Annotated in this window: 17 protein-coding genes; 1 reads left to right on the top strand and 16 read right to left on the bottom strand. The window is 38.9% G+C overall.

The features are described 5' to 3' along the window. Position 1: 1 nt before the first annotated feature. The 16 genes from SNE38_RS03285 to SNE38_RS03210 form a co-directional block, all read right to left on the bottom strand. Complete coding sequence (locus tag SNE38_RS03285) at positions 2-337, bottom strand: putative DNA-binding protein (protein WP_191702359.1); 336 nt, start codon at positions 335-337, stop codon at positions 2-4. A 133-nt stretch (positions 338-470) separates the two neighbouring features. Next, positions 471-1,721 (bottom strand): signal recognition particle-docking protein FtsY, encoded by a 1,251-nt coding sequence (gene ftsY, locus SNE38_RS03280; RefSeq protein WP_336045846.1) that lies wholly within the window; start codon positions 1,719-1,721, stop codon positions 471-473. A 14-nt stretch (positions 1,722-1,735) separates the two neighbouring features. Beyond that, complete coding sequence (gene smc, locus SNE38_RS03275; RefSeq protein WP_191702357.1) at positions 1,736-5,299, bottom strand: chromosome segregation protein SMC; 3,564 nt, start codon at positions 5,297-5,299, stop codon at positions 1,736-1,738. A 1-nt stretch (position 5,300) separates the two neighbouring features. Then, the gene (rnc, locus tag SNE38_RS03270; RefSeq protein WP_191702356.1) at positions 5,301-6,062 is read right to left on the bottom strand and encodes a ribonuclease III; all 762 of its coding nucleotides are present in this window, start codon (positions 6,060-6,062) and stop codon (positions 5,301-5,303) included. Positions 6,063-6,665: 603 nt separating this feature from the next. Next, a complete protein-coding gene (gene acpP / locus SNE38_RS03265; RefSeq protein WP_191698438.1) occupies positions 6,666-6,902 on the bottom strand; it encodes an acyl carrier protein in 237 nt (78 codons plus the stop codon). 117 nt (positions 6,903-7,019) lie between these two features. After that, entirely contained in the window at positions 7,020-7,766 is a 747-nt protein-coding gene (gene fabG, locus SNE38_RS03260) for a 3-oxoacyl-[acyl-carrier-protein] reductase (protein WP_191702355.1), read from the bottom strand. Further along, complete coding sequence (fabD, locus tag SNE38_RS03255) at positions 7,757-8,710, bottom strand: ACP S-malonyltransferase (RefSeq protein ID WP_191702354.1); 954 nt, start codon at positions 8,708-8,710, stop codon at positions 7,757-7,759. Before fabD ends, fabG begins: the two co-directional genes overlap by 10 nt. Positions 8,711-8,734: 24 nt before the next feature. Next, a complete protein-coding gene (gene plsX, locus SNE38_RS03250; RefSeq protein ID WP_191702353.1) occupies positions 8,735-9,730 on the bottom strand; it encodes a phosphate acyltransferase PlsX in 996 nt (331 codons plus the stop codon). A 5-nt stretch (positions 9,731-9,735) separates the two neighbouring features. Next, positions 9,736-10,299 carry a transcription factor FapR gene (gene fapR, locus SNE38_RS03245; RefSeq protein ID WP_191702352.1) on the bottom strand — a complete coding sequence of 188 codons (564 nt, stop codon included), beginning with the start codon at positions 10,297-10,299 and terminating at the stop codon, positions 9,736-9,738. A 142-nt stretch (positions 10,300-10,441) separates the two neighbouring features. Further along, positions 10,442-12,481, bottom strand: coding sequence for an ATP-dependent DNA helicase RecG (recG, locus tag SNE38_RS03240; protein WP_191702351.1), 2,040 nt, complete (start codon positions 12,479-12,481; stop codon positions 10,442-10,444). Positions 12,482-12,630: 149 nt separating this feature from the next. Continuing rightward, positions 12,631-13,551, bottom strand: coding sequence for an L-serine ammonia-lyase, iron-sulfur-dependent, subunit alpha (gene sdaAA, locus SNE38_RS03235; protein WP_191702350.1), 921 nt, complete (start codon positions 13,549-13,551; stop codon positions 12,631-12,633). A gap of 12 nt (positions 13,552-13,563) precedes the next feature. Next, entirely contained in the window at positions 13,564-14,226 is a 663-nt protein-coding gene (gene sdaAB, locus SNE38_RS03230) for an L-serine ammonia-lyase, iron-sulfur-dependent subunit beta (RefSeq protein WP_191702349.1), read from the bottom strand. Beyond that, positions 14,223-14,411, bottom strand: a complete 189-nt coding sequence (locus SNE38_RS03225) for a hypothetical protein (RefSeq protein ID WP_336045845.1) — start codon at positions 14,409-14,411, stop codon at positions 14,223-14,225. The genes sdaAB and SNE38_RS03225 overlap by 4 nt, the downstream gene beginning before the upstream one ends. 167 nt (positions 14,412-14,578) lie before the next feature. Continuing rightward, positions 14,579-16,225: a DAK2 domain-containing protein gene (locus SNE38_RS03220; RefSeq protein WP_336045884.1), complete on the bottom strand. Its 1,647-nt coding sequence runs from the start codon at positions 16,223-16,225 to the stop codon at positions 14,579-14,581. 18 nt (positions 16,226-16,243) lie between these two features. Continuing rightward, complete coding sequence (locus SNE38_RS03215; RefSeq protein WP_008403339.1) at positions 16,244-16,606, bottom strand: Asp23/Gls24 family envelope stress response protein; 363 nt, start codon at positions 16,604-16,606, stop codon at positions 16,244-16,246. 225 nt (positions 16,607-16,831) lie between these two features. Next, positions 16,832-17,707, bottom strand: a complete 876-nt coding sequence (locus SNE38_RS03210; protein ID WP_191702347.1) for a diacylglycerol/lipid kinase family protein — start codon at positions 17,705-17,707, stop codon at positions 16,832-16,834. A gap of 218 nt (positions 17,708-17,925) precedes the next feature. On the opposite strand from SNE38_RS03210, the gene rpmB reads away from it, so the two are divergent. Beyond that, on the top strand, positions 17,926-18,114 hold the full coding sequence (rpmB, locus tag SNE38_RS03205; protein ID WP_004227417.1) for a 50S ribosomal protein L28: 189 nt from the start codon (positions 17,926-17,928) through the stop codon (positions 18,112-18,114). The last annotated feature ends 98 nt before the right edge of the window (positions 18,115-18,212 follow it).

The raw sequence follows: 18,212 nt of genomic DNA, 5'->3' as shown, positions 1-18,212 counted from the left end.
CCTAATCCGATTCCTTTAATTGTTCAACCAATGCCAGCTTCAATTCTACTGTAGAAGCTTCATCTTGTATCGCATTCGTCAATTGTTTTAATACTTGTTGACGTTGTTGAAACTTTTCGAATAAATTTAATTTTTCTTCATATTCTTCAAGCATCGCCTCAGTACGGCGAATATTATCATAAACTGCCTGGCGTGAAATGTTATAACTTTCGGCGATCTCTCCTAACGAGTGATCGTCCAAGTAATAAAGTTCCATATAGCTGCGCTGTTTGTCTGTTAATAGTGCTTGATAAAAGTCGAAGAGAAAGTTCATGCGTGTTGTTTTTTCAAGTAGCATTTTATCTCTCCAATCATAATTTGTCTATCTTATCATAATCTTGTGAGCAGTTACTGTCAAGGTAATCTCCTTGTCCAAGGAAAATGTTAACGGAAAAAACGAGCAACAAATTTCCTCTGTTGCTCGTTCATATTTAATCTTCTATTTTTTCTAATTCCTTTTCCAATCCATCAGCAAATAAACCATAAACATAACGTTCTGCATCAAATGGCTGCAAGTCATCCATTTTTTCACCAAGGCCAACGAATTTTACTGGAATATGCAATTTGTTGCGAATAGCCAATACAATACCGCCTTTAGCAGTACCATCCAACTTTGTTAATACAATACCTGTAACATTCGTTACTTCTTTGAAAGTTTGTGCCTGTACTAGCGCATTTTGACCTGTTGTTGCATCCAATGCCAATAGCACTTCATGTGGTGCATTTGGAATTTCACGTGAAATGACACGGTGTACTTTTTGAAGTTCGTTCATCAAGTTGACTTTATTTTGCAAACGACCGGCTGTATCACAAATTAAAATATCGACACCGCGTTTTTTCGCTGCACGAATCGCATCATACATCACCGCTGCCGGGTCAGAACCTTCAGATTGTGCAATTACTTCCACCCCAACACGTTCGCCCCACACTTGTAACTGATCAATTGCGCCTGCACGGAATGTATCACCTGCAGCAAGCATAACTGATTTACCGTCAGATTTCAGACGATGCGCTAATTTACCAATTGTCGTTGTTTTACCAACTCCATTAACACCAACGAACAAAATAACTGTTAAATCGCCATCTTGCTGAATGTTTAAGTCAGTTAAGTTTTCTTCACCAGATTCATAAATTTCTACCAATTTTTCAGAGATAATGGATTGAATACCGTTTGTATCTTTAATATTTTGACGCTGTACTTCATAGCGCAATTTATCCATTAAATCCATAACCGTTTCAAATCCTACGTCTGCTTGTAGCAGTAATTCCTCTAGTTCTTCAAAGAAATCTTCGTCAACTTTACGGTAACGGGCTACTAAATCATTCACTTTGGAAGTAAATGAATTACGCGTCTTTTCCAAACCGGCTTTGAATTTTTGTGTGATGGACCACGCAGAAGGTTTAATTTGTTCTTCTGCCTGTTCATCAACAACTACTAACGCTGTATCACTATCGCTCAGTGACGGTTCTTCTTGAGGTGTTGATTCTTCCACACGTGAAACATTAACATCTACTTCAACCGCTTCTTGTTCCACGGAGTTTTTTATTGCCGTTTCTTCAATCAATTTAGGTTGGAGGCTATCAGCCAGTTGCTGTTCATCAAGCTCTGGTTGGTCAACTTTTTGTTCCAGTTCCTCATTACCGCCAGTTAGCTTTTCTTTTAGTCGTTTAAAAAAGCTCATTTATTGACACTCCCTTACATTACTAATTCCGTTTGTTCTTCCAGTTTTACCGAAACAAGCTTCGACACACCTGATTCCTGCATTGTAATTCCATATAGAACATCCGCACCTTCCATCGTACCTTTACGGTGAGTAATGACGATAAATTGTGTATGGTCACTATATTTACGTAAATAATCGCTATATCGTGCTACATTCGATTCGTCCAATGCTGCCTCAACTTCATCTAAAATACAGAATGGGACAGGTCGTGTATTTAAAATAGCAAATAATAGAGCAATGGCTGTCAATGCACGTTCACCACCAGAGAGCAAACTTAAGCTTTGCAGTTTTTTTCCTGGTGGTTGGGCAATAATTTCAATGCCTGTCTCTAGCATGTTACTAGGATCCACTAATACTAGATCTGCTGTACCGCCTCCGAATAGCTCCCTAAATGAAATAACGAATTGCTGACGAATTTGCCTAAATGTTTCGCTAAATCGTTCCGTCATTTCTTCATCCATCTCACCAATCGCTTTGTGTAGCGTATCTTTTGCAGAGACTAAATCTTCTCGCTGTTCACTTAAAAATGTATAGCGTTCCTGCACCCGATCATACTCTTCGATTGCTGACAGGTTGACTGGACCAAGCTCTTCAATGGATTGTTTTAATAACTTTACTTTACGGCGCACATCTTCTTCATTCTCTATATCAATTACTTCGGCCTGAGCAGATAAGAAATCCAACTCATACTGTTCGAGTAGCTGCTCTTGTAAATTATTCATTTCAAATTCAGTGCGATTGCGCTTTAATTCTAAAGCTCGCAATGCATCAACATAACTTTTATGTACACGCTGAATTTCCTGTAAATGAATTTCATTTTCCGTAATTTGTTCGTGTAGAACTGAACGAGATGAACGATTTTTTTGAATAATCTCTGTTAATGCTTCCTTTTTTGTCACCCATTGAATGATTGTTTGTTCCAACTCATCTGCAGAAGGTCCGTTTAATCCATCTTCAGATTCGATCCACTCTATTTCCTGGGAAATTTTTTCGACCGTATTCTGTGCTTTCGTTAAGTTTAGCTCAATTCCTGCAATGGATGCCTGTACTTGCGTTAACTGTTCTTGTGCAACTGCAAGTTCTGATCGTTGGACTGCCAACTGTTCACGTAATACATCTTTTTGCGTTTCACTTTGAGTTTTAGCGAGTGTGAGCTCATCAACCGTTTGCTGTATTTCCTGCAATTCTTCGCTCAATTCTGCTAATCTTTTTTGGGCAATTTTTTGCTCTACACTTAACGATTGCTTTCTTGTAGAAACGGATGATTGCTCCGATTGTGTAATCGTAGCAGTCGTCTGCAAACTTTTCACAATCATATCCAACTCTAAAAGCTTTGCCCGATGAATCTGTTCTTGCTCTCGCATCGACTCACCTTGAAGCTTCAACTCTTCCAATGCATCACGCATTTCGGCAATTTGTTCTTTTTTCTTCGCTACTGTCTGCTCAGCGGAATGGATTGTTGCTTCCATCCCCTCTAATGTAGCGACAAGTTTATCGAGCTCGGCTTTCCTTGAAAATAGTGAGCTTTGTTGTTTCAAAGCACCACCTGTCAATGAACCACCTGCATTTACGATATCTCCTTCAAGAGTTACAACACGGTATTTAAATCCACATAAACGCGCTATTTGACTCGCACCCTCTAATGAAGAGGCTACAAGTACATTACCTAAAAGGTTTTCAATTATTGTCGTATTTTCCTGTGCATAGCTAACAAGCTCATATCCTAATGCAATAAATGCTGGGTGTGATTGAATATCACTTAGTTGCTGTGCATGGATTTTTCGAGAACGCATAACTGTTTTCGGTAAAAATGTTGCCCGTCCTGCACGCTTTTGCTTCAGCCAAGTTATTGCCTTTTGGGCATGTTGTTCGTTTACTGTAACAATATGCTGAGATGCTGCACCTAATGCGGTTTCAATTGCTTGAGAGTACTTTGCCTCAACTTGAATCAGTTCCGCTACAGCACCTTCAATTCCATGCAGCTCCCCACGATCACGTGCTAATAACACTTCCTTAACACCATGGAAAAACCCGGAAAAATCAGCCTCTAATTCCGCCAATGTTTCTTTTCGTGCCTTTAATTGCTGATGATGTTGATATGCCTTATATAATAGCGCCTGCTTCTCATCTAAATCTGATGAAGAAGCTTTTAATTGAACTTGCATTACATCAAATTGGCTAAGTTGTTCTTTAACGGATTGTACAGTCTGCTCAAGGGCCTGCTCTGTCATTTCCTTTGCCAAAAGGGCTTCCGTCAAATCTTTTTGTACTTCTGAAGAACGACCTGTCATACGTTCTACAGAAGCCTGCTCTTGCGTTAATTGTTGATCAATATGTTTTAATTCATTTTTAACTGTTGCCTCTTCATTAAGCAAATTGATATACGTATTTTTTGCTTCTTCAATTTCCTGTTCAATTTCAGAAGCTGAACGCGTCAATGCCTGATCAACTTGTTTCAAGGCCGAACGAATTTGTGAAACTATTTTTTGTTTTTCAGTGAATTGCTGATGTTTTTCCTGCTTTGCTTTTTCCAGTTCAATAACAGTGTTTGATGCTTCTGTTAAGCTTTCATGCAATTGTTGCGCTTGCTTTTCGGCATTCGAGCGCTTTTCGTTAAATAGCGCTTTCCGTCCTTCCCAGCGCTCTACTTCAGCACTGGCTTCAACAAGCTGCTCTTGCGAACTATCCAATACGTCATCAATTGCTTTTAACTCATTGCGCATTTTACGCAATTGTTGTTCAACTTTTGATATCTCGATGGCATGTTCTTTTTCTGCCGTATTTAGTTTTTGCTGTTCTTTAATATAATTTTGCAATGTATTTTCAAATGTACTGATGTCATGCACCATTAATGCAATATCAAAATCTTTTAATTCCTCTGTCATACGAACATAATCTTTTGCACTTGATGCCTGAATTTTTAACGGTTCAAGACGTTGGTCAATTTCATGCAGAATATCTAAAACACGATTTAAATTCTCATCCGTTTCAACAAGCTTATGCTCCGCTTTTTTCTTGCGTTGCTTGTACTTGAGTACACCAGCCGCTTCCTCAAAAATACTGCGGCGATCATCGGGACGGCTGTTTAAAATTTCATCAACTCGTCCTTGCGAAATAATGGAAAATGCTTCTTTTCCGAGTCCTGAATCCATAAATAAATCCGTTATATCCTTTAGGCGACATTGCTGATTGTTAAGTAGATATTCGCTCTCACCTGAACGATATACACGTCTAGTTACACTTACTTCAGTGTATGGTATCGCTACTTGCTGATCTGTATTATCCAGTACAAGTGTTACTTCTGCAAAATTCAATGCTTTACGTGATTCGCTTCCTGCAAAAATAACATCTTCCATTTTAGCACCACGTAAACTTTTAACAGACTGTTCACCCAATACCCAGCGAACCGCATCAGTTACATTACTTTTCCCACTTCCATTTGGTCCTACAACTGCTGTAACACCCGGGACAAAATCGATTCCGATTCGCTCGGCAAAAGATTTAAAACCTATTACTTCGAGTCTCTTAAGGAACATGTTATTCCCCCTCTTGCTTTGACTGCTTAAGCATTAGCATGGCACTCTGCGCCGCTTGCTGCTCAGCCTCTTTCTTTGATTTTCCACGGCCAATACCCAATTCGTCATCATTTAGCAGCACACGGGAAACAAATGTCCTATTGTGTGCCGGACCTTTTTCATCAACAATTTCGTAGTATAAAAGACCGTTATTTGTTTGTTGTATAATTTCTTGCAATTGACTTTTAAAATCCATCACATGCGAAAAAGCACCGACTTCAACTTTAGGGAATACGATACGCTCTAAAAAGGCGACAACTACATCTAAGCCTTGATCTAAATAAAGGGCACCAATAAATGATTCAAATACGTCAGCAAGCAATGCTGGACGCTCACGACCACCAGTTAGTTCTTCCCCTTTACCTAATAAAACATATTGTCCGAAATCAAGTTCATTCGCAAATACAACGAGCGACGGCTCACATACAATTGATGCACGTAATTTAGTAAGCTCGCCTTCACTCATATTTGGGAATTTTTCAAATAAATATTTGGATACAGATAATTCTAGTACAGCGTCCCCTAAAAATTCTAATCGTTCGTTGTCCGTAAATAGTTTGCGGCGATGCTCATTCACATAGGATGAATGCGTAAAAGCTTGATATAATAAAGCTTTATTTTGAAAATGAATATTCATTTCATCTTGGAAAATTTGGAATTGCGATTTTACTTTTTCAGGGAGTACACCAGGTTTGTGGTTGTTCCCTTTTCTTCTTTGGGTCATAGAGTTTCTGCCTTCCTATTAGTTTCTCACGTTTAGTTTACCTTGTTCTATAGTATTGTGCAAAGGGTATCAGCCAAAATAGTACCGAAAACCTTTTTATTTTGTTTCTCCAATAAATTCGGATAATTCACCTGAAAAGTCAGTTAATTTCCCCTTCCGGAATTTTGGTTTGAGGGGAAAGTAAAAATTGAAAAATAAGATTTGCTCATGAAGTCCGTTCTGCTACGCTACGGGGAAAGCACGTTGGAGAAATTGAATTGCATAATGAGATAAATAGCGGAACAAATTTCCCTTATTTCGAAAATAAATAAAAAAATAGTCAAAATAAGGGAAGGAATTTCCGTTATTGACTAAAAAAAACATGAAATTTCACGATTTTATTTGAAATAACGGTAAAACGTTCCCTTATTTATCCTAAAAATGAGCTACATCATTCAAATAACGGTAAAATCTCCCCTTATTTAGGAGGGCGCTGAAAACTTATATTTTTGCTAAAAGACTAAATCCAAATTAGCAAAATTCCTCCGTTTATCTCCCCCAATACATAAAAGGGCTGTATAAAAGTCAAATCGACTTTTAATACAGCCCCAATAATTCTATGAATTAGCTAATTTTGCTTTCGATGTATGAAATTGCATTACCAACTGTAGCAATTTTTTCTGCATCTTCATCAGAAATTTCCATATCGAATTCATCTTCAAGTTCCATTACTAACTCAACAACATCTAATGAATCTGCACCTAAATCCTCACGGAATGATGCTTCTAATTTCACTTCGCTTTCGTCAACGCCTAAACGGTCAACGATAACCTTTGAAACACGCTCAAATACTGTAGACAAATCAGTCACCTCCCCTCAATGAATACTGATTAATAATATAACTAATAATGGTTTCTACTACTAACAAGCGAAACTAGAGCTCGCTTTTCACGGGCGGTGAAACTTATATATTTAATATTAAGCCATCACCATGCCGCCGTCTATTTGCAGTGTTTGTCCTGTAATATAGTTGGCGCTGTCCGAGGCAAAAAATACAACCGCTTTCGCAACATCTTCTGGTTGACCTAGTTTCGCTAATGGAATTTGCTTCAACATTGTTTCTTTTATCTCTTCCGGCAATGCTTCCGTCATTTCAGTTGTGATGAAACCTGGAGCGATAGCATTCACTAATATATTCCGGGATGCGAGTTCCTGGGCAGTTGTTTTCGTTAATCCGATAACACCGGCCTTTGCCGCCACGTAATTTGCCTGTCCTGCATTTCCTGCTACACCTACTATAGAGGAAATATTAATAATACGACCTGAACGTTGCTTCATCATTTGGCGTGTTACAGCTTTTGTACATAGGAAAACGCCTTTTAAATTTGTATCGATGACGTCATCCCATTCGTTTTCTTTCATACGCATCAATAAATTATCGCGTGTAATACCTGCATTATTTACTAGAATATCAATCGATCCATACGTATCAATTGCTGTTTTCATTAAGTTTTGAACGGAATCGGATTCTGCAACATTCGCCTGTACGGCAATAGCTTCTCCGCCGTTATTTTTAATCTCTTCTACAACTTCTAGTGCCTTTTGCTCGCTGCCGCTATAATTGACAACCACTTTAGCCCCTTCGCTTGCCAAATGTAACGCTATAGCGCGACCAATACCTCGGGAAGCCCCTGTTACGACTGCACACTTACCAACTAAACCCATTGTTTCCACTCCTTTGATGCTTCGATAACTTGCGTTAAACTCGCCTCATCATAAACACAATATGTTTGTACATTGCGGTCAATTTTTTTCACTAAACCTGATAATACTTTTCCAGGTCCACATTCAATAAAAATTGTTACGCCTTCTGCAATCAGCTTCTCAATGTTTTGCTCCCATTTTACTGAGCTAGTTACTTGTGCAACCATTTCTTGTTTAATTGATTCTACTGATGTTAATAGCTCTGAAGTAACATTGCTTACTACTGGAATCTTAGGTTCTTGTAGGATTAATTTTTCTACCGTATTTTTTAAGTTATGTGCAGCCTTCTGCATTAATGAACTATGGAATGGACCACTTACGACTAATGGCAATGCTCGTTTAGCTCCTGCTTCCTTTGCTCTTTTGCATGCTTCGTCAACACCTTGTTTCGTCCCTGAAATCACAATTTGACCCGGGCAATTGAAGTTTGCTACTTGCACAACTTCACCTTCAGCGGAAACTTTTTGGCATATAGCGTCTAGTTTTTCAGCATCTAACGCTAAAATCGCTGCCATCGCTCCCTGACCTGCAGGTACCGCCTCGTCCATAAATACACCCCGCTCATGAACCGTTTTTACTGCATCCTCAAATCCAATAACTCCCGAAATGACAAATGCACTATACTCTCCTAATGAGTGTCCCGCCGTATAATGCGGTGTAACGCCCGCATCCATCAGCTTATTGGCAATCATTACCCCAGTTGTTAACAAGGCAGGCTGAGCATGGTAAGTTAGCGTTAACGTTTCTTGAGGACCGTTCAGCATATAGTCCGACAACGGAAGTTGCAGAACGTCATTTGCTCGCTCATAAAACTGTTTGCTTTTTTCATCATTACCAACGAACTCCGCGCCCATCCCTACAGATTGTGAACCTTGTCCTGGAAAAATAAAAGCAATTTTTGTCATTACATAATCCCCTTTGTAAAGTTCTTATTCTGGCTTTGGCATTTGCTCGATTGTTTTGGCAATCGTTTCGCAAACTTCATGCTCTACCATAATCGTCGCTTGGCGAATAGCACTATAAATGGCACGTGCATTCGATGAACCATGAGCTTTAATAACCGGTGCTTTCAAACCGAATAATGCTGCACCACCATATTCTGTGTAGTCCATTTTATCTTTTAATTGTTTTAAATCATTTTTTACTAAAGCAGCTGCGATTTTCGTTTTTGTTGTAGAAAACAATGTTTCTTTCAGCATTTTGAAAATTGTACCCGCAGTTCCTTCGATTGTTTTGAGTACCATATTCCCAGTAAAACCATCTGTTACGACAACGTCTGCAACACCATTCAATAATTCACGCGCTTCCACGTTCCCCTTGAAATTAAAGTCAGCTTCCTTCAACATTGTAAATGCTGATTTTGTCAGCTCATTGCCTTTTTTATCTTCTGTACCGATGTTCAGTAATCCAATGCGCGGAGCTTTTTGCGCACGTACTTGCTTTACATAAATATCACCCATAATGGCAAACTGAAGTAAATTTTCGGCTTTGGCATCCGCATTGGCACCTAGATCCAGCATTAAGAAGCCTTCCCCATTCATCGTTGGTAATGTCGTTGCTAATGCAGGGCGTGATACGCCTTCTATACGTCCTACCTTAAATAGACCACCCGCCATTAAAGCACCTGTATTTCCCGCTGATAAACAAGCATCTGCTTTTCCTTCAGCAACAGCATCCAGCATACGTGCCATTGAAGAGTCCTTTTTACGACGTACAGCACGCGCCGGATCATCCTCGGCTTCTACTACCTCACCGCAATGTATGATCGTTAAACGGGTATGTTTTTTTAAATATGGAGCCATTTTTTGTTCGTCACCATATAAATCAATTGTTATATTCTCAAAGTCTTCCAGTGCGAGTAGCACACCTTCTACGATAGCTTGTGGGGCGTTGTCTCCACCCATACCGTCTACTGCTATTTTCATATTATTTATTCACCTTTCGTACGGTACATTTCAAATTCCCCTTTGAAAACCAATTCGTTATCAACAGAAGAAATTACTTCAACAAATGTACGGTTTTTTTCCGGGTTTTTCCCCTTTACAATTGCTTTCGTTACGACACGGTCACCCGCACGAACAGGTTTTACGAAAGCAACATTTGATTTTACTGTAAGGGCAAGCTCGTCATCAATTACCGCTACCGCCAAAGAGTTAGCCTGTGCAAATAAATGATGCCCACGTGCTATGCCGTTGCGTTGGAATACATGCTCTTCTCCAACATCAAAAATGGAGATAGCCCGATTATCCAACTCAATGTCAATAATTTCACCGATAACTTCATCTAGTGGTAATGATTTTACTTCATCATACTTTTTAGCAGCAACATCTTTAATACGCTCTCGTAATTCCGGGATAGCAAGTTCCATCCGATCCAGTCGAATCGTTTGAACGCTCACATTAAATTCAGCTGCTAATTGTTCATCAGTAACGAAAGGATTGTCGGCGATTTTTTCAGTCAATAATGACTGTCGCTCTTTTTTGGAACGCTTCATACGTATTTGTTACCTACCTTTAATTTTATAAAAGATTAGTATTAGCACTTGGTACTAATATCAATATACAGGTATAAAAAAAGGAACGCAACATATTTTTGCTGCGTTCCAAAAAAACCTATGTTTCTAGCTGTTCTAATAACTAATCAATCCGTTCACCTTGCAGAACACCGGAAGCCTCTAACTCTTTACGAAGGTACTCATATTCATCATCGTGCCAAAATGCTTCTTCATACAGCATTTTAGCAGCATCTTGTCTTGCGGTTTCCAAAGCACGGTAATCGTGGACAAGATCAGCCAATTTAAATTCCGGCAATCCACTTTGACGCTTACCGAAAAAATCTCCTGAGCCCCGAAGCTCCAAATCTTTTTCAGCTAATCGGAATCCGTCATTCGTCTCCGTCATGCTCATCATGCGTTCTTTTCCTTCATTTGTTTTTGGATCCGCTATAAGCACACAATACGATTGATGCTCTCCCCGGCCAACACGTCCACGCAGCTGGTGAAGTTGGGCTAAACCAAATCGTTCCGCATCATAAATTGTCATAAATGTTGCATTTGGAACATTTACCCCTACTTCAACTACGGTCGTTGAAACAAGAACATGGATGTTACCTTCACTAAAACCGCGCATTACCGCATCCTTTTCATCTGAATGTAAGCGCCCATGCATGAGCCCTATTTCAAATTGATTACCGAAATATGCTTTCAATTGTTCGTAAGCCTCGACTGCATTTTGCACATCAAGCTTATCGGATTCTTCAATTAATGGCGTAATAACATAAGCTTGGCGACCTGATGCAAGTTCTTGTTTCATACGCATTAATACACTATTTAACTGCTCTTTTTTTAGCCAATGAGTTTCGATTTCCTTACGTCCTGCAGGCAATTCATCAATGATAGAAACATCCATTTCACCAAAGGCTGTAATTGCCAATGTACGGGGAATAGGAGTGGCGGTCATAAACAATACATCTGGACTTTCTCCCTTTTCACGTAATACACGACGTTGCTCCACTCCAAAACGATGCTGTTCATCTGTAATTACAAAACCTAATTTATGGAATTGAACATCCGGCTGAATCAGTGCATGTGTACCAATCAGTATATCAATTTCTCCTGTTGCGAGCTGTGCCAATAACTCACGACGGGCCTTTGCTTTTGTCGAGCCAGATAATAAAGCGACTTTGACACCAATTGCATCAAACCATGTATGTAAGTTTTCAGCATGCTGCTCTGCTAAAATTTCGGTTGGCGCCATTAAAGCCCCTTGATAGCCCGCTGTTACCGCCGCATAAAGACCGATTGCAGCCACAACAGTCTTACCGGAACCTACGTCCCCTTGGAGAAGGCGGTTCATACGTTGCGGGAGTAGTAAGTCTTTACATATTTCATTGACTACTCGCTTTTGAGCACCCGTAAGCTCATAGGGTAATGTGGCGATAAAGACCTTTAATTTTTCTAAGTCAAAGCGAATTGAAATTCCCTTTTCATTTTCCTTATTTGCTTTTCTTAAGGCTTGAATACGCAATTGAAATTGTAATAGCTCCTCATAAACAAAACGACGGCGCGCCTGTTTTGCATGTTCAGCATTTAACGGAAAATGTACACCTTCAAGCGCATCCTGAATACTTACCAATTGATAACTTTCGCGCAATGCTGTCGGTAATGTGTCAGTTAATTGTTCCTTTACAGTATCTAATGCTTGTCGCATATATTTACGAAAACGCTTTTGCTGGATATTTCCCTTTAAACTATATACCGGCTCGAAATCAACCTGATCGATTTTCGGTCCAAATGTTACTGAGGAACCAACAATTACCTGACGACCACGATCCCATTTTCCTGTTACCGTAATAATGTTGCCGGTTAATAGCTTTTGTCGCAAATAATTTTGATTAAAAAATACTACTTTTATTAAATGTCTTCCTGCGAGTGCCGTAAATTGAAGTCGCGATTTATTTTTTCCTAAAAATAATACTGTTGGTTCACTTTCAACACGAGCTTCAATAGTGACACGCTCATTATGGGGTGTTTCTGTTAAATCTTTCAATCGAAAGTCTTCATGGCGATACGGAAATGTCCAAATCAAATCATGAACGGTATGTATGCCAATTTTCATTAAATTTTCAGCTGTTTCTTTTCCGATACCTTTTAATTGTGAAACTGGCTCATGGATCATTGTCGACACTTCCTTTACGAAATATTTGTCCTTTTAGAATAGCATAAAACAAGTGCATACGTTCCCTTTTAAAACTAAAAAAAGCTTGTGCTAAAAAATCTTAAAGATCTTTAGCACAAACAGTTATTCTGACGGTATCCACTTAAATATTAATTGCTGTTTACCCGTGATTTCAAAAGGCTTTTTAAGTCTCCACCTTCAAAAATCGCATGTGTAATGGCTTTGCCAGTTGGTGTTGCCGCTAAGCCACCCCGTGCCGTTTCTTTTAGGTTCGGACTCATTGCCTGGCCGATACGATACATGGCACCAATAACTTCATCACAAGGGATGCGGCTTGTCACACCTGCCAACGCCATATCCGCTGCAACGAGTGAATTCGATGCACCCATTGCATTTCTCTTTACACATGGTACTTCTACAAGGCCGGCAACCGGATCACAAACTAAACCAAGCATATTTTTTAATGTAATTGCGAATGCTTCCGAACTTTGCTGAGCAGTGCCTCCAGCCATTTCGACAATCGCTGCAGCAGCCATTGCGGATGCACTTCCCACTTCTGCCTGACAGCCACCTTCTGCTCCTGAAATCGAGGCATTGTTTGCCACGATAAAACCAAATGCTCCTGAAGTGAATAAATAGCGGATCATTTGTTCACGCGTTGGGTTCAATTTATTTTGCACAGCAAATAATGTGCCCGGAACTACTCCCGCTGAACCTGCAGTTGGAGTCGCACAAATTGTACCCATTGCTGCATTCACTTCATTTGTTGCAACAGCTTTGCTGACAGCATCAAGTAAAAGGTCTCCGGCTAATGTATTGCCTTTTTTAATATAATTTTGAATGAGTACAGCATCTCCACCAGTTAAACCTGTTACGGACTGTACTCCTTTTAAGCCGCGCTCAACCGCTTCTTCCATGATTGTCAAGTTACGATCCATCTGTGCAAAAATATCTTCGCGCGACCGGCCTGTAATTAACATTTCTTGCTCTATCATTAATTCGGAAATAAGCTTTCCTTCTGTCTCTGCTAATTCCACCAATTCTCGTACACTACGAAATAATACATCCATATTTGTCACCCCTTAATTATTAATTTTTGAAACTTTCGTAATATGCGGGATGTAAGAAATTTGTTCTAATAGACGGTGATCTATATTCTGGTCCACTTCAATAACCATTAAAGCAGTTAAGCCACGTTCGATGCGTGATACTTCCATATGCCCAATATTTACGTCATGCATGGCTAAGCAATTGGCTACGTTTGCGATACATCCAGCACGGTCATCATGTACGACTAAAATAGCCGGCATTCCTCCAGTAAGTCGCAGCTTGAAGCCATTTACTTCACTAATTTCAATTTTACCGCCACCGATTGAAATACCCTCAACACTCATTTCCGATTCGTCATCGCCCATTAAAAGACGTGCTGTGTTCGGATGTTCTTTATTTGCTGTTTCAGGAATAAATTCAAATTGTAAGCCGGCTTTTTCCGCTTCGGCAAAAGCTGTTTTGATACGTTCGTCATCTGTATCATAGTCGAGTAATCCGCCGACAATAGCTACATCTGTGCCATGGCCCCGATAGGTTTCAGCAAATGAACCATACAAATAGATTTTAACCCATTTAGGTTGACGTCCGAACAAATCGCGTGCGACACGACCAATGCGTGCTGCACCAGCTGTATGTGAAGAGGATGGCCCAATCATAACTGGACCGATAATATCAAAAACAGATGTAAACTTCATAATGATAATCCTCCATTTTCTTTCATACTTTCATATACCTCTAGTGTACTCATTTTCTCTGCAATTAACAAACTTCTTGTTGTTAAAACAGAATAATAACCATTATAAGGATAAACGGCCATTTCTTCCTGATTGAAAAATAAACGAAGAAATCCTATTCCGTGGATAAGCGGAAAGTCTTTCATTATTTTAGCCCATATAAGTACTTTATCTATAATAAAAGCGGAATATCTCCACTTATTATAGGTTACCTCGTAAATTAAATCCCACATGATTGCAAACAGAAAAACATCAATTATTTCTCTGTGAGAAAAATTGATGTTTTTCGGATTATCCCAGCTGCTTTTACTATTTATTCTACAGAGAGAATGAATGGGTAAAGGGATTGCTTACCTTCAACAATTTCCACTTCTGCATCTGGATAATTTTCTTCAATAAAGTTTTGTAATTCATCTGCCTGCTCTGCTGTAGCATCTTCACCAAAAATGATTGTAACGATTTCTGAATCTTCATCCATTAATCCTTCAAGCACTTTTTTCGCTGCATTCATCAATTCAGAAGTCGATAAAATAATTTTGCCTTCAGCTAATGCCATGTAATCATCTTTGCGGATTTCAACACCATCAATCGATGTATCGCGTACTGCAAATGTTACTTGACCTGTCTTCACATGTGCAAAGCCTGATGTCATATTATTTTTGTTGTCTTCAACCGACTCGGCAGGATTGAATGCTAAAATAGCAGCCATCCCTTGAGGTATTGTTTTTGTTGGCACAACAGCAGCTTCAATTTCTAAAAGTTCCACTGCCTGTTCTGCTGCCATAATAATGTTTTTGTTATTCGGTAAAATTAATACACGTTCTGCACCAATTTCCTGTACTGCTTTTACGATATCCTCTGTAGAAGGGTTCATAGTTTGACCACCTTCAATTACATAGGAAGCACCGATTGAACGTAATAAATTTGAAACACCTTCTCCCATTGCAATCGTTACAATTGCATATGGAACTTTTGCTTTTTGCTGTTTAGCAGGTGCTTTTGGTGCATCATTTACGATAGCAGAATGCTGTTCACGCATATTATCTACTTTAATTTTAATTAGACTGCCATATTTTTGACCAGCTGCAAGTACAGCTCCTGGAGTTTCCGAGTGAATATGTACTTTCGCAATTTCATCATCTGAAATCACTAATAATGAATCACCCATTGGATTTAATTCTTGACGGAACTGCTCTTCGTCAAATGGCGTTTTATCTTCTTCAAATCGCACCATGATCTCTGTACAATATCCGAATTCAATATCAGATGTGTCCATGAAATCCTGTACACGATGGTGTTCAGCATTGATTAAATCATCTAGTGAAGATTCATTTTTCGCTGGTAAAGGTTCACCTTTCATTGAAGCAAGGAATCCTTCGTAAACAAATAGTAAGCCTTGGCCACCACTATCTACAACACCAACCTCTTTTAATACTGGTAAAAGATCTGGTGTACGATTTAATGATTGTTTTGCTTCTTCGATAAATGCTTCCATTACCGTAATCATATTATCTTCAGTTTCTGCTACTTCGACACCTTTTGCCGCAGCTTCACGTGCTACCGTTAAAATAGTACCTTCCACTGGTTTCATAACGGCTTTATAGGCAGTATCTACTCCTGCTTGGAATGCATTCGCTAAGCCCTTAGCATCAATTTCAGCATCTTTCTCGATTGCTTTACCGAAGCCTCGGAATAATTGAGATAAAATTACACCTGAGTTACCACGTGCTCCCATAAGTAAGCCCTTTGATAGCGCTTGTGCAGTTTTACCGATATGTGCACTTACATTTGCTTCTGTTTCATCTGCACCAGATGTCATTGATAAATTCATATTTGTCCCTGTATCACCATCCGGCACAGGGAATACATTTAGTGAATCAACATATGCTGCATTTTGGTATAGGTGATGTGCACCCATTTGGACCATTTCAGCAAATTTAATTCCGTCTAGAGACTTCATTCGATTCATTTCCTCCTCTTACACATTCGCAACACGAACGCCCTGTACAAAAATATTGACTGATTTAACGCTCATACCTAATGTTTTATTTACTGTATATTTTACTTTTGATTGTACTTGATAAGCGATTTCAGAAATTTTTGTACCGTAGCTTACAATAATGTACATATCAATATGTAAGTCATCACCTTCTTGGCGGATGAGCACACCTTTAGCAAAATTCTCTTTTCGTAAAATATCTGTTAATCCATCACGAATTTGATGTTTTGATGCCATGCCTACAATGCCATAACATTCAATCGCTGCTCCACCAGCAATTTGAGCAATAACATCATTGGAAATATCAATATGACCGAATTCGTTATTTAATTCTACTGACATAGTGAATGCCCCCTTGGCTCTATTTAACTAATCTATATTGTACTACACAAAAGTTGATTATAAAAGAAAACGTTCATCCACGTCTAGCTTGAAGTCATCTTTTTACCAAACTTCAATTTTTTTATTTAAAAAATTTCCATTCCATTCCTTTATGGAGTTGTTCAAACTTGATAATCTAGTATTCGACAAAATCCAATTGTTATACGGGAGCATAATTAATAATTGCTAATTATTACAATAAAATTCGATATGATTATGCAAAACTGTAATTTTCGCCGGCAATTGACTAATTAAGTCACCATCAACATTTAAAGGAAGTGCTTCATCTGCATTAATTTGAATTTCTTGTGCATCAAATTTAGTAATATTATCGTCCTTCTCATGATTTCCAGTTATGAGATTTTTTGCTGTACCGACTACCTGTAATGTATTAGTGCTTTTCACGATAAAACCGTGCAGTAGACCATCCGACGTGTCAGCGTCTTCATTGATTTGTCGGAAGCTGCCGACAGAGTTGGTTAACACACATATAAAAAGCATTATATCTTCTTTATAAGTTTGTCCGTTTGCTGTTATTTCTATATTGCAAGAGTCATTTTCGATCGCTGCTTTTACGCCCTCCAATAAATAGGCGAGTGCACCAAGTGATGTTTTTTGCTCTACCGATACTTCTCCAACTGCTTCCGCCAATGAACCGATGGCAATAATGTTTGTAAAATATTTATTATTTACCTTACCGATATCCGCCTTTCTTGTACGTCCTCCAAGTAAAGCTATAGCTTCATCCGGATTGAGGGAAATATTTAGCGCACGTGCAAAGTCATTAACTGTTCCTAATGGGACAATTCCGACAACCGGTCTATGCGGCTGTTCAGCAATACCGTTAATCCCCTCATTTAATGTTCCATCTCCACCTACTAAAATCACAGTATCATAGTGCTCATCACATGCCTTTTTAGCATGTTTGGTCGCGTCCCCTTCACCCGTTGTTTCTTTCATCACCACTTCATAATTATGTAACTGGGCAATAATTTTTTTTTCGTATTCTAACGCTTTCTCTTTTCCTGAAGACGGATTTATAATGACCATACATTTTTTCATGTAAATTTCCCCCAATAAAATATATTTTTTCATATATTCTATTACCTTTTATCAAGAATTTTTAATCTATAATTTTAAATATGGTGTAAAGGTTTTTTTCTTGAAAGGTTATGTAAAATGTCTTGCACTCATTGCTTTGGTATGTTAAATTATTATGGTATGTGAAATAACGAACTGAAATAAAGATTTCAGATTCAGCTGTAAGGAGGAATTTTACAATGCCAAAACAATGCGTAATTACTGGCCGTAAAGCTCGTACAGGCAACAACCGTTCACACGCTATGAACGCTAACAAACGTACTTGGGGTGCTAACCTTCAAAAAGTTCGTATCTTAGTTGACGGTAAGCCTAAACGTGTATGGGTTTCTGCTCGTGCTTTAAAATCAGGTAAAATCGAACGCGTTTAATCGCGTATAGAGTATCGGCTCTTTTGCTGGTACTCTATTTTTATGCAAAAAAAAACTACAGCCCCCAATCTTTATGAGCTGTAGTCAGGAACTTTATT

The sequence above is a fragment of the Solibacillus ferritrahens genome (assembly GCF_037027585.1).
Taxonomy (GTDB): Bacteria; Bacillota; Bacilli; order Bacillales_A; family Planococcaceae; genus Solibacillus; species Solibacillus ferritrahens.
Note: the sequence above shows the minus strand (reverse complement) of the source record. Positions and strands in the feature narration are given on the sequence as shown.